Source organism: Dethiosulfovibrio faecalis (assembly GCF_021568795.1).
GTDB lineage: Bacteria > Synergistota > Synergistia > Synergistales > Dethiosulfovibrionaceae > Dethiosulfovibrio > Dethiosulfovibrio faecalis.
In genome coordinates, this window is the sequence record NZ_JAKGUE010000001.1 from 108,658 (window position 1) to 122,245 (window position 13,588).

Annotated in this window: 10 protein-coding genes; 9 read left to right on the forward strand and 1 reads right to left on the reverse strand. The window is 54.3% G+C overall.

What is annotated here, in order from left to right; all coding sequences use genetic code 11:
* Positions 1–205 precede the first annotated feature (205 nt).
* The 7 genes from lepA to speD all read left to right on the forward strand — a co-directional run bounded on the left by lepA (position 206) and on the right by speD (position 9,400).
* Entirely contained in the window at positions 206–2,014 is a 1,809-nt protein-coding gene (gene lepA, locus L2W58_RS00585) for a translation elongation factor 4 (RefSeq protein WP_236098685.1), read from the forward strand.
* Positions 2,001–3,173, forward strand: coding sequence for a radical SAM family heme chaperone HemW (gene hemW, locus L2W58_RS00590; protein WP_236101013.1), 1,173 nt, complete (start codon positions 2,001–2,003; stop codon positions 3,171–3,173). Before lepA ends, hemW begins: the two co-directional genes overlap by 14 nt.
* Before the next feature lie 2 nt (positions 3,174–3,175).
* Complete coding sequence (locus tag L2W58_RS00595) at positions 3,176–5,050, forward strand: YgiQ family radical SAM protein (protein ID WP_236101014.1); 1,875 nt, start codon at positions 3,176–3,178, stop codon at positions 5,048–5,050.
* A complete protein-coding gene (murB, locus tag L2W58_RS00600; RefSeq protein ID WP_236101015.1) occupies positions 5,047–6,045 on the forward strand; it encodes a UDP-N-acetylmuramate dehydrogenase in 999 nt (332 codons plus the stop codon). Before L2W58_RS00595 ends, murB begins: the two co-directional genes overlap by 4 nt.
* A gap of 88 nt (positions 6,046–6,133) precedes the next feature.
* Positions 6,134–6,916, forward strand: coding sequence for an amino acid ABC transporter ATP-binding protein (locus L2W58_RS00605; protein WP_255700285.1), 783 nt, complete (start codon positions 6,134–6,136; stop codon positions 6,914–6,916).
* Entirely contained in the window at positions 6,916–8,478 is a 1,563-nt protein-coding gene (locus L2W58_RS00610) for an ABC transporter substrate-binding protein/permease (RefSeq protein WP_236101016.1), read from the forward strand. The genes L2W58_RS00605 and L2W58_RS00610 overlap by 1 nt, the downstream gene beginning before the upstream one ends.
* A gap of 100 nt (positions 8,479–8,578) precedes the next feature.
* A complete protein-coding gene (speD, locus tag L2W58_RS00615; protein WP_236101017.1) occupies positions 8,579–9,400 on the forward strand; it encodes an adenosylmethionine decarboxylase in 822 nt (273 codons plus the stop codon).
* 66 nt (positions 9,401–9,466) lie between these two features.
* On the opposite strand, the gene yedF is transcribed toward speD, so the two are convergent.
* On the reverse strand, positions 9,467–10,099 hold the full coding sequence (yedF, locus tag L2W58_RS00620; protein ID WP_236101018.1) for a sulfurtransferase-like selenium metabolism protein YedF: 633 nt from the start codon (positions 10,097–10,099) through the stop codon (positions 9,467–9,469).
* A gap of 175 nt (positions 10,100–10,274) precedes the next feature.
* Here yedF and selA point away from each other — a divergent pair, with 175 nt between their 5' ends.
* Both selA and selB read left to right on the forward strand, forming a co-directional pair.
* Positions 10,275–11,678 (forward strand): L-seryl-tRNA(Sec) selenium transferase, encoded by a 1,404-nt coding sequence (gene selA / locus L2W58_RS00625; RefSeq protein ID WP_236101019.1) that lies wholly within the window; start codon positions 10,275–10,277, stop codon positions 11,676–11,678.
* The gene (gene selB, locus L2W58_RS00630) at positions 11,675–13,588 is read left to right on the forward strand and encodes a selenocysteine-specific translation elongation factor (protein WP_236101021.1); all 1,914 of its coding nucleotides are present in this window, start codon (positions 11,675–11,677) and stop codon (positions 13,586–13,588) included. The genes selA and selB overlap by 4 nt, the downstream gene beginning before the upstream one ends.

Below are 13,588 nucleotides of genomic sequence, written 5' to 3' on the forward strand. Positions count from 1 at the left end.
TACTGACATTATCACCTTGAGGTCTATAAATGTCAACTATAGAGAGAGGCTCGATGGAGGGTTCCGTTTCGGATGGGGTTCTACCTGAGACGGTGCGGTTTTGTCCCGTCTCTGATATCATAGTCTGGTTCGGGTCCCTCTTTCGGAGGGACCGAAACGGGCCCTTTAGGGGGCGCTCTTTCTATCTGTGAGGTGTTTTTTCTATATGGATCCTAAAAGGATAAGAAATTTTTCGATTATAGCTCATATCGATCACGGTAAGTCCACCATAGCCGACAGGATGCTGGAGTTTACCGGTACTATCGATAAGAGAAACATGAAGGAACAGGTTTTGGATTCCCTCGAGCTCGAAAGGGAGAGGGGAATAACCATAAAGTCCGTTCCGGTACGCATGGACTATACCGCTTCGGACGGCGAAAAGTACGTGTTGAACCTTATCGATACCCCGGGCCACGTGGACTTCAGTTACGAGGTATCCCGGTCTCTCGCCGCCTGCGAGGGGGCTCTGTTGGTGGTGGATGCTGCTCAGGGGGTGGAGGCTCAGACCCTTGCCAACGCGTATAAGGCCATCGATCAGGATCTGGAGATAATTCCGGTCATAAACAAGATAGACCTTCCCTCCGCACGTCCCGACGAGATTCGCCAGGAGATAGAGGACGTGGTCGGTCTGGACGCCTCCGATGCCGTGTTGGCGAGCGCCAAGAACGGAATAGGCATTGAGGATGCCCTGGAGAGGGTGGTGGGGATTGTTCCCCCTCCGAAGGGAGACGCAGACGCTCCTCTGAGGGCTCTGATATTCGACTCGGTGTACGATAACTATCGAGGGGTCATATGCTACATAAGGGTCGTGGACGGAAGGATCTCTGCCGGAGACGAGATAATTTTCATGGTCACCGGCAGACGCTACACCGTCGAGGATGTCGGGGTGTTCCGTCCGGGTTTCACCTCCGTCGAGTCCCTGGGGGTCGGGGAGGTCGGCTATCTTACAGCCAGCATAAAGACCCTGGACGAGGCAAGGGTCGGGGATACCGTCACCTTCTACAACAAAAAGGCAGATAAGCCACTTCCGGGCTATCAGGCTGTAAAGCCGGTGGTCTATTGCGGTTTCTACCCTGTGGACAGGGACGAATATACCCAGCTTAGAGAGGCTCTCGAAAAGCTGAAGCTGAACGACGCTTCCATAGAGTTCGAGCCAGAGACCTCGACCGCCCTCGGCTTTGGTTTTCGCTGCGGTTTTCTCGGGTTGCTCCACATGGATATAACCAGGGAGAGGCTTCAGAGGGAGTTCGACGTTCAGCTGGTGGCGACGGCCCCCAACGTCGTTTACAGGATGGAGACCAAAAAAGGCGAGGAGATAGAGGCCCACAGGCCCTCGGATTTTCCCGAGGTCGGGGATATCGCCTCCGTGTCGGAGCCTATGATAAGGCTCACCGTTTACGTTCCTTCCGATTACGTCGGGAAGGTCATGCAGCTCTGTCAGGAGAAGAGGGGTACCTTCGTGTCCATGGACTATATCACTCCCGAGAGGGCGAGGGCGATTTACGATCTTCCTCTGGCGGAGTTCATCGTCGACTTTTACGATAAGCTTCAGTCCCAGACGAGGGGTTATGCCTCCCTGGACTACGAGCACGTGGGATTCGGAGAGGCCAAGCTGGTCAAGGTCGACGTTCTCATAAACCACGAGCCGGTGGACGCTTTCTCCTTTATCTGCCATCAGGACGACGCGTATCACAGAGGTCAGCAGGCGATCAGGAAGTTAAAGGAGATAATTCCGAGACAGATGTTCGAGGTTCCTCTTCAGGCTTCTGTGGGATCCAAGATTATAGTCCGTTCCAACGTTAAGGCCCTGAGGAAGGACGTTTTGGCCAAGTGCTACGGCGGTGATATAACGAGGAAGAGGAAGCTTCTGGAGAAGCAGAAGAAGGGCAAGGAAAAGATGAAGATGATAGGGAAAGTTTCCATTCCTCCCGATGCCTTTATGTCCTTCCTCAACATGGACGATGAAAGTAACTAGTCATATCCTCGATTTCGAGGGAGGTAGAGAGGGGCTTTCCGAGCCCCTCTCTGTTTACCTTCACGTGCCTTTCTGTAGGTCCAAATGTCCTTACTGTTCTTTCGCCAGCTCTGTTCCTCGTCTTGGGGACGTGGACCTTTATCTTTCGGCTTTGGAGTCGGAGCTTATCGGACTGAGTCGGCTATCCGGAGGGCCCCTTTCGGTCAGGACCCTCTACATAGGAGGAGGAACTCCCACGGTCTTGTCAGTTGAGGAATGGATCAGGCTGATGGATCTGCTGGATCGATATATCGACCGTGGTTCGATCGAGGAGTTCTCCGTAGAGGCGAACCCCGAGAGCCTTTCCGACGGCCATCTTCGGTTTTGGAGGGACAGAGGGATCTCCCGAATCAGTATAGGGGTTCAGAGTCTGGACGACGACGAGCTTCGATGGCTCGGTAGACTTCACGATTCGAACGAGGCGAGACGGGCTGTTATTGCGTCGGTGGCGTCCGGTTTCGACGTCAGCGGTGATCTGATGTTCGGCCTGAAGGGGCAGACCCTCAGAAAATGGCACCGGAGCCTAAAGGCCTTGGCGGAGCTGGGGGTCGGTCATATGTCTCTGTATCAGCTTACCTTGGATAACGATTCCTTTTGGGGGAAAAAACCGCCCGAGGGGGTCTTCGACGGTTACGGCCACTATCGATGGGCCCAGTGGTATCTGCCGAGGATCGGTTTCGACCAGTACGAGATAGCGAGTTTCGCCCTCGAAGGGCGCTGGAGCCTGCACAACCTGGCCTATTGGAACAGGGACAACGTCCTGGGGCTCGGGCCGGGAGCCTGGGGATATTTAAACGGTCTGAGGTACGAGAACGATCCGTCCCTGTCTGGGTATTGCGATTCGGTGAGGTCCTCCGGTTTTGCGGTGGTCTACAGCGAGAGGATCGGCGGCGTCGCCGAGGCGTCCGAGTCGGCCATACTGGCATTGAGGACCAAATGGGGAATCGATCTGGACGGTTTCTGTCGAAGGTTCGGATCTGGAGCGAAGGCCCGGTTGTTGAAGTGTCTCTCGGAAATTCCCGATAACTGTCTCGACTGGAGAAAGGGCTCGGTGGCCCTGACCCGTAAGGGAATGAGGGTGGCTAATTCCATATGGGAGAGGCTTCTGTGGGAGGAGTAGATATGTTGGATCGCAGAGATTTTCTTCCTGTGAACAGGGACGATATGGAGGCCCGGGGCTGGAACGAGCTGGATTTTCTGTTCGTGAGCGGAGATGCCTATGTGGATCATCCGAGCTTCGGGCCCGCCGTGATATGTCGATGTCTCGAGGCGGCGGGTTTTAAGGTCGGAATAATCGCACAGCCGGACTGGCGGGGGCGAGAGGATTTTACCGCGATGGGCCGTCCCAGGCTGGGGGTGTTGGTGTCGGCGGGGAATCTCGATTCGATGCTCAACAAACTGACCGCTGCGAGGAACAGGAGAAGAAGCGATAGCTATTCGCCTGGAGGGGCGCTCGGTCACAGGCCGGACAGGGCTACCTTGGTCTACTGTAATATAGCGAGAGAGCTCTGGGGCGACGTCCCGTTGATTATAGGAGGGGTGGAGGCCAGCCTGAGAAGGATGGCCCATTACGATTATTGGTCCGATAAGGTGAGACGGTCCATACTGATCGACAGCCGTGCGGATATCCTTGTCTATGGAATGGGGGAACGACAGATTCTGGAGATAGCCTCGAGGCTGGCCTCCGGCGAGTCTGTGTCGGATTTGACCGATATCGGAGGGACCTGTTACAGGTCTTCGTCGGTTCCGGAAGAGGCCATAGAGGTTCCCTCTTTCGAGGAGGTTCAGAAGGACAAGAGGGCTTTTGCCGAGGCTTTTCGGCTTTGGTATGGAGAACAGGATCCCTTCAGGGGAAGGTCCGTCTGTCAGAGGCACGGAGATAAAACGGTTGTCCAGCTTCCCCCTGCCATGCCTCTGTCGACCGAGGAGATGGACGGCGTCTACGATCTTCCCTACGTCAGGGAGCCCCATCCCATGTACGACGATTTGGGCGGGATTCCGGCGATAGAGGAGGTCCGCTTCAGCATAGTGAGCCATAGAGGCTGTTTCGGAGACTGTTCGTTCTGTGCCATTTCGGCCCATCAGGGCAGGATAATCCAGGCCAGGAGCCATCGTTCCATATTGAAAGAGGCGGAGAGATTGGTCTCCATGGACGGTTTTAAGGGGTACATCCACGACGTTGGAGGTCCTACTGCCAACTTTCGTCATCCATCATGCTCGAAGCAGTTGAAGGTCGGAACCTGTCGAGATCGACGCTGTATGGCGCCTAAACCCTGCCCCTCTCTGGATACGGATCATTCGGACTATATGGCTCTTTTGAGGAAGATAAGGATGCTCCCCAAGGTCAAGAAGGTGTTCATACGATCGGGCATCAGATACGACTATCTCATGGAGTGTGGCGACGAAAGCTATCTCGAGGAGATATGTCGCCATCACGTCAGCGGAATATTAAAGGTGGCTCCCGAACACTGTTCCCCCCGGGTCCTTAAGCTTATGGGCAAACCCTCTATAGACGTGTTCCTCAAGTTCAAGAAGGCTTTCGATAGGATCAACGAAAGGATAGGCAAGAAGCAGTATCTCATTCCCTATCTGATATCCAGTCACCCCGGTGCGACTTTGAAGGATGCCGTTGTCATGGCGGAGTTCCTGAGGGACCTGGGGCACATCCCGGATCACGTTCAGGATTTCATACCTACGCCAGGCAGTCTGTCCACCTGTATGTATTACTCCGAGATGGATCCCTATTCTGGAAGGTCTCTCTTTGTCGCCAAAAGAGGTCACGATAAGGCGCTTCAGAGGGCTTTGTTGCAGTACGATAGGGCGGAAAACAGGGCCCTGGTGGTGGAGGCGCTGGAAAAAACGGGGCGGACCGATCTTATAGGCAGAGGTCCTGAATGTCTCGTTAGAAACTATACCGAAAAAAAGAGGACCGATAAAAAGACGGAGAAGGTCCGGGTACGAAAGGAAAAGAAAAGAGGACGGAGGGGTGGGAGATGATACGAGTTCTTCGTATGTTGGAGAGTATGGGGATTCCTTTCTCCTTAAACGAACCTCTGAAAAATCACTGTACGTGGAGGATCGGGGGGCCGGCGGACCTTTTCGTCCAGCCCCGCACCGACGAGGAAGTGGCCGCCACGGTCTCCGCTTTTCGCCGTAACGACGTTCCCTGGTTGGTGATAGGCAGAGGGTCCAACCTGCTCTTCGACGACGACGGTTTCCGAGGGGCGATACTGAAGATCGGCAGGTCCTTAGGGGGATTCGAGATCCGAGAGGACCGCGTTACGGTAAGAGCCGGCACGTGGGCCCCCTGTCTGGCGAGGGCCAGCGCCTCCGCCGGACTTTCCGGATTGGAGCACGCAGTAGGGATTCCGGGAAACGTCGGTGGATTGATAGCCATGAATGGAGGCAGTCTCAGAAGGTCCATCGGCGATTCGGTGGAGTGGGTTCGCTTCCTGGACGAGGACGGAGCCCTTAAGGTGTTCTCTCCCGACGAGTGCGGCTTTTCATATCGTCGTTCCCGCTTTCAGGATGGACGGAGGGTCGTGGTGGCGGCCGGGTTCCGGCTGAAGAGGTCAACGCCCGGCGAGGTGAGATCCGAGATGGAGAATGTTCTCAAGGAAAGAAGACGGAAGTTTCCTCTGAACTATCCGAATTGCGGATCGGTCTTCAGCAACGATACGGAGATATTCCCACTTTGGGGAGCTCCGGGAAGGGTAATAGAGTGTTGCGGACTAAAGGGGCTTCGAATGGGCGATGCCATGGTGAGCGAAAAACACGCCAACTTCATAATAAATCTAGGGGAAGCCGGCTCCTCCGATGTGATAGGGTTGGTCAGGACGATTCGGTCGGTAGTTAGGGATTCCATAGGTCGAGATATACCCTGCGAGGTCAGATATGTGGAGCCAGAAAAGGGCATGGTTCCCCTACACGAGATCTTCCGGTCAGGCGATAACCCAAGATTAGAGCAGAAGGAGCAAGAAAAAGGGTCATAACCCTTTCTCTTGCGTGGCTTTTATGTCATACTACGTCTCTGACGCCCTCAAGGGGCGATCCGTTTTAAGTTAGGAGAGTGAGAAGGAGTTGAAAAAGAACTGCGAGGTCCTCATAAAAGTAGAGGATCTCCACAAGAGTTTCGACGACGAGAAGGTGCTCAACGGGGTGTCCATAGACATCAAGGAGGGAGATCTAGTCTCCATAATCGGTCCTTCCGGATGCGGCAAGTCCACTTTCCTGAGGTGTATAAACGGGCTGGAACTTCTGGATTCCGGGACAATCTCAGTAGCGGGCAAGATTCTGAGGCGAGATCCCTCTGAACGGCAAACCGGACAGAGATTTATGAAGACCGCTCACGATATGAGGAAAGAGATAGGCATAGTGTTCCAGGGATTCAACCTTTTTCCCCATAAGACCGTGATCGAAAACGTCATGCTGGCTCCCATGGTCGTAAAGAAGAAGTCCTATGAAGAGGCGGAGGAGATAGCCAGAGCCATCCTTTCCAAGGTCGGCCTTCTGGGATACGCCGGACGATATCCGGTTACCCTTTCCGGTGGTCAGGCTCAGAGGGCCGCCATAGCCCGGGCCCTCGCCATGGCTCCGAAGGTGATGCTTTACGACGAGCCTACCTCGGCTTTGGATCCCGAGCTGGTCGGAGAGGTCCTCCAGGTAATGAGGGATCTCGACGCCGAGGGAATGACCCAGGTGCTTGTGACCCACGCCATGCATTTCGCCAGAGATGCTTCCGATTACGTCGTGTTTATGGACCGTGGCGAGATAGTCGAGATCTCCGACGGAGACGAGATGTTCTCAAACCCCAAGAACGAGAGGACCAGAAATTTCCTTCGTCACATGATGGAGGTTGCCTGATGTTCCGCCTACTGTCGGTCTTTTGTGCGTTCTTTTTCTCTTTTTTATCGGTTACCGGAGCCTTTGCCTCCAATACCATGTCTCCCGGCGTCCTGACCTGGGGAGGCGATACGGAGGGCGGAGCTCCCTATATGTTCCACCATGCTGACGACATAGGTGAACTCGTAGGCTACGAGGTGGAGATAGTCGAGGCCATAGCGGAACAGATGGGGCTTTCCACTCGATTCGTCCAGAACGGATGGGACAATCTCATCCCGGGGTTGGAAAGACATCTGTACGATATATCCATAGACGGGCTGGAGATTACGCCGGAACACAGCGACGTCGTCGATTTTTCCATGCCCTATTACGTCACCCATCTTCAGATAGCGGTGAGAAGGGACAATTTCGACATCACCGATCTCGAATCCTGCAAGGGCAGGGTGGTAGGGACGTTGAAGCAGTCTTACTCTCAGTACGTCCTTGACTCTCTGGAAGGGGTGGAGGTCCGTACCTACGCCGACGAGATAAACGCCTATACCGATCTTGTCAACGGAAGGCTGGACGCCACCCTTTTCGACGCCCCTATCGCCCTCTATTACGGAGGTCCTATGAGAGAGGTCAAGTTCGTAGGCCCGGAGATAGGCAGAATCGAGTACGGAATAGCGGTGTGCAAAGGTGAAGAGGAGCTTTTGAGCCAGTTGAATCAGGCCATAATGACCCTTAGAGACGACGGCACTATCCGTTTTATACTGGAGAGGTGGAACCTGTGGAATTCCCTGTCTGCAGAGGAGTTTCAGGATCTAGGGCCGGTCAAGACGACTCCGGACAGATACAACGGATGGATTGAGAGCCATAGGCCCGATTCCACATGGAAGGATACGGTTCGAAGATATATGTCTTTCATGCCAAAGCTTGGAAGGGCGGCTGTCACTACGATAGAGGTGTCGCTGGCTGCGATGGTATTGGCGGTGCTCCTCGGATTGTGCCTCGCCATCGTCAGGGTGTTCGGACCTGCGCCTTTGGCGGTGTTGTCGACGTGGTACGTAGAGATCATAAGAGGGACTCCCGTTTTGATTCAGCTTTTCTTCATTTTCTACGGTCTCCCAAACGTAGGCATAAAGCTCGATCCCTTCACCGCCGGGGTGATAGGTTTAGGGTTGAACTACGCCGCCTACGAGGCCGAGATATACAGGGCGGGATTGATGGCGGTTCCGGCCGGTCAGATGGAGGCGGCCTTGGGATTGGGAATGACCAGGAGAGAGTCTCTGCGCCACGTCGTGGTTCCTCAGGCGGTCAGGATGGTGTTGCCTCCTGTGACCAACGATTTTATCTCTTTATTGAAGGATTCCTCTCTGGTCTCCGTCATAACTTTGGTGGATCTCACCAAAGCTTACGGACAGATAGCTACGACCTATTACGATTATTTCGGGACGGGATTGATCGTGGCGGCGATTTATTTTCTTCTGGGATACCCCTTCATCCGACTGGCTCGTTGGACCGAGGCCAAGCTGGAGGCCTCTCTGATACCAGACAGGGTCCGCCGGCAGAGAAAAAGCGGTTTGGGAATGAGGCTTTTTTGAGGTATGGAGAATTGAGTGGTATATTCGGAAAGAGGCGTTTCTCCGAAAGGCCGTCCCGGCGGTTGTCCGGGCTACCCTGTTCACGTCTGGGGGGCTTACGATGACGGAAGATAGAATAAAACTGTATGGTTTCAACAATCTTACAAAGAGCCTGTGCTTTAACCTGTACGATATATGCTATGCTCAAAGTCTGGTGGAGCGTAAGGAGTACATAAAGTATATCGACGACGAGTATTCCGCCGATAGGCTCACCGCCATCCTGAGCGACGTGGCGGATATCATAGGGGCCACCATCTTGAACGTGGCCAAACAGGACTATGAGCCTCAGGGTGCCAGCGTAACGATGCTGATAGCGGAGGAACCCGTTCCTCCGGAGCTCAGAGGCAGCGAGTCGGAGAGAGGGCAGTCCGCTTCGCCTGGGCCTTTGCCCAATACCGTGATAGGTCATCTCGACAAGAGTCACATAACGGTCCATACCTATCCGGAACAACATCCGGATAACGGTATAAGCACCTTCAGGGCCGATATAGACGTGTCCACCTGTGGAAGGATATCGCCTCTGAGGGCTTTGAATTACCTGATCCACAGGTTCAATCCCGATATCGCCTGTATAGATTATCGTGTAAGAGGGTTTACCAGAGACATAGATGGCAATAAGTACTTCATCGATCACGATATAAACTCCATACAGGACTTTATCTCGAAGGACACCATAAACAGGTACAACATGTACGATGTCAACGTTTACCAGGAAAACCTTTTCTGCACCAGGATGACCCTCAGGGATTTCGACCTGGACGATTATCTGTTTCACATAAGTGCGGACGATATCCGACCCTCAAAGAAAAAGATAATCATGGACAAGATCAAGACGGAGATGGCGGAGATCTTCTCTGGAAGGAACCTGAAGTCCTTCAACTGATAAAGATAAAAAGGCGGCAGACGAGGATCGTTCGATCCTTCCTGCCGCCTTTTTACTGTTCAACGTTTACAGCGAGAGTATGGAATCGGCTTTTAGCATGGCCTCGGAGATGTCGAACATGTTGGATATCTCTCCGACTCCCACCTGATCGGCTATGCCGAAGTGGTTTACGCAGGTTCCGCAGACCAAAATCCTGCATCCCTTTTTCTCCAGTTCGATTATGCTTTCGCAGGTCGAACTGTCCTTGAGAGCCAGTCTTACTCCCTCGTTCATGAAGGCCAGGGTCTCCGGTATAAGTTCGTCGTCCAGTTGATGAAGGGTTCCTAGGAAGCCTTTTATAAGGATCTCCCCCAGGTCTCTATCGGCGCCTCCCAGGATGTCTTTGGTGATGATGACGGCTATGGCTTTACTGCCGCCGGATGGTCCATGGCTTCTTTCCTGTGTATCTTCGGTCGGGTTAGTTCCATCTTCTCCCTCGGAAGGACCTTCTCCTCTGACTCCCGTGACAGCTATATCCAGGTCGTTTTCCGCCTCCAGGACAACCTCGAATCCCTTGCTTTTGAGCAATCTCGTGACGTTCTGTCCGGCGATGGCGTTGTCCACTATCACCTTGATCTCCGAGGCCCCTGCCTCTATGGCTTTCTTCGTCATTATCACAGGCTGAGGGCACATCTTTCCCCTGGCGTCCACTGTTTGCATTACGATCGACCTCCTATGGATATTCTGTATGCAGCCGTAGCTCTAGGCTTGAAGCCTTCGGTCTGTTATCATCGATTGATCGAAAGGTCTTTCCATAACTGCAAAGAAATTATATCATTACTATTAACCTATTTCACCCCTGCGGGGGAATTCGTATCGGGTGGTGACGGTCCTAATGGCGGACAGAGATATACAGGGACTTCTTCGTGGAATTCCCGCGATGGAGAGGGTTTTGAACGACGAGAGAACCTCTAGGTATCTAGAATATCTGGATAGAGAGAGACTGAAGGAGCTGTGTTCCTCCATATTGAACGACGTTAGAGTCGAGATCCTGTCCGGAGAGAGGACGCAATTTAAGTATGAGGATCTGTTCTCTTTGCTGGACGACAGGGTTGAGTCCATGTCCGCACCCAGTCTGAGATCGGTGGTGAACGGTACCGGAGTTGTGGTTCACACGAACCTCGGAAGATCCTGTCTGTCGTCTGAGGCGGTAAGTGCGGTTTCCGAGGTCGCCGGTAGATACAACACGCTGGAGTACGATCTGGAAGCGGGGGAAAGAGGTCAGAGGAACAGTCACGTGGAGTGGCTCCTCTGCAAGCTTACAGGAGCGGAGGCCGCCGTAGTAGTCAACAACAACGCCGGAGCCGTCCTGCTCTGCCTCGCCGCTCTCTCCGCCGGTCGATCGGCTGTGGTCTCCAGAGGTGAGCTGGTGGAGATAGGGGGTTCCTTCCGGATACCCGACATAATGACCTTTTCCGGAACCAGGCTGGTCGAGGTGGGAACTACGAACCGAACCCACCTGAGGGATTACGAGAGGGCGGTCGACGAGGATACCGCCATGGTCATGAAGGTCCACCCGTCCAATTTCAGGGTGGTGGGTTTTCACAAGGAGGTCTCTAGAGAGGACCTGGCCGCCCTCGCTAGGGATAAAGGTGTTATCTTCATGGAGGATCTCGGCAGCGGTATATTGGTCGATCCAGGTAAGCTGGGGCTCTCGGGAGAGCCCACTGTCGGCGACTGTATCGATGCCGGAGTTGATCTGGTCACATTTTCCGGAGATAAGCTTCTGGGCGGACCTCAGATAGGGGCCGTGGTGGGAAAGAAAAAGCTGGTGGACTCAATTCGAACCTATCCTCTCTTAAGGGCCCTCAGGTGCGATAAGATGACTCTGGCAGCTCTAGAGGCCACTTTGAGGCTCTATCTCAGAGGGGATTGGAACAAGATCCCCACTTTGGGCATGCTCTCTCTCGACGGAGATGCGATAAAAGAGAGATGCCTATCCCTCATGGAGACCCTGGCACCGGTGCTCGAAGGGGCCCATATGGAGGTCGTCGCGGTGGACGACGCAGTCGGTGGAGGGGCCTTCCCTGCCACGGCAGTTCCCGGATTCGCTTTATCCGTATCCTTGCCCGATCTAAGCTCCGGAACTATTCAGGAAAGGCTCAGGTTCTGCGACGAACCTGCGGTGGTCGGGGCTAGGGACGGCAGGGTGTTGATCCACGGCAGGACCCTGATGGAGGGAGACCGGGAGCGGTTGGTTCGAGCTTTTTCGTCTATCCTGGAGGAGGGGTCGAGATGACCGAGGAAATGTCCCTCGTAGTAGGTACTGCCGGGCATATAGACCACGGAAAAACCCATCTGGTCAAGGCATTGAGCGGCGTGGACTGCGACAGGCTTTCGGAGGAGAGGAAGCGGGGGATAACCATAGAGCTGGGCTTTGCACCTCTGGAGCTTCCCAGCGGCCGAGTTGTCAGCGTGATAGATGTTCCCGGACACGAAAAGTTCATAAGACAGATGGTTGCGGGGGCCTCCGGTCTGGACGCCGTTTTGCTCGTGGTGGCCGCCGACGAAGGGGTTATGCCCCAGACCAGAGAGCATCTGGATATAATCGAGCTCCTCGGAGTTCGAGAGGGGTTCGTGGTGTTGACCAAGGCGGACCTGGTCGACGAGGAGATGTTGGAGCTCGCGGCGGATGACGTCCGAGATCTGGTAAAGGGAACCTTCCTTCAGGACAAGCCTATATTGGCGGTTTCCTCTGTGACGGGGGAGAATCTGGGTGCCGTCATGGACGAGATGGACAAGCTTGTGGACGAGGTCGTCCCCAGAGATAGAGAAGGGGCCTTCTTCATGCCTATAGACCGATCCTTTCCCGTGGCGGGATTCGGAACCGTGGTGACCGGGACGGCCTACAGGGGCAGGGTATACCAGGGCGACGACATGGAGATATTGCCGGCGGAGTTGGACACGCGGGTTAGAAGCCTACAGGTTCACGGTTCTTCGGTCGATTCCGCCGAGGCAGGTCAGAGGGTGGCCATGAGTCTGAACGGTCTTTCCGTGGATCAGCTCAACAGAGGAGACGTCGTGTGCGCCTCCGGCGTGTTCAGGGCGTCCAGCTGTCTGGACGTGGGATTGAAGGTCTTGCCGGGGGCTATAGAGGGAATTTCCCATTGGCAGAGGCTCAGGGTCCACCTGGGAACCTCGGACGTATTGGCGAGGGTGGCTTTCCTGGACAGAAAGGAACTTCTTCCCGGAGAGGAGGCGGTCGCCCAGCTCGTTCTGGAGGAACCGGTCGTCGCCTCCATATGTCAGAGGTTCGTCGTTCGCTTTTACAGTCCTTTAAGAACCATAGGCGGAGGAGAGGTCCTCTCTCCCTACGGGAAAAAAGCTCGAGGGAGAAGGGCGAGAGGGGAGGCCGTCGCCAGGCTGGAGGCGTTGATGGGGTCCGATTCTAGAGAGGATCGCATAGCGGCACTGGTGGATTTTCACGGAAGGATCCCTTTCGACGACCTGATAGTGCAGACCCAGGAGACCAGAAAGGGATTGACCGAAATATTGAAGGACCTTCTGAAATCCAGAGGGGTATCGGTTATACCCGTAGGCAACGGCATAGTCATCTCCGACGGAGAGAGAGTCCGACTGGAGGGTTCTATCCTGAAACGGTTGGAGACCTTTCACGAAGAGCACCCTCACCAGGAGGGAGAGGCTGCCGACAGGCTGGTGAACGGTCTTTTTGTCGACGAGGACAGGAAGTTCGGTCGTGCTTTCGTCGGCTGGATGGTTGACGGAGGGGTACTGATATCCAAAGAGTCCCTGCTCTCCCTTCCGGGGTTCGAGAAAGAGGACGATCAGGCTTTTCAGGCGAAGGTGGACGTTCTGAAAGGACTGTGCGACGATGCGGGGTTTCAGCCGCCGGTTTTGATCGATTGTCCTAAAGCCCTTGGAATGGACGAAAAAGAGTTTTCCCGTTTTCTGACCGATGTCAGACGGATGGGTTTGTTCTCCGTGGTTGACGGGACATTTCTGCTATCCTCCGATGTGGAAAAACGGCTGCTTTCCGCTCTTAGGGAGGTAGACGGAGGGATAACCATAGCTTCCGTGAGGGATATAACCGGAAGCAGTAGAAAGTTTGTCTTGCCCCTCTTGGAATATCTCGATGGCAAAGGGGTTACCAGAAGGGTGGGGGATAGAAGAATAATCTTAGGTGGTTAA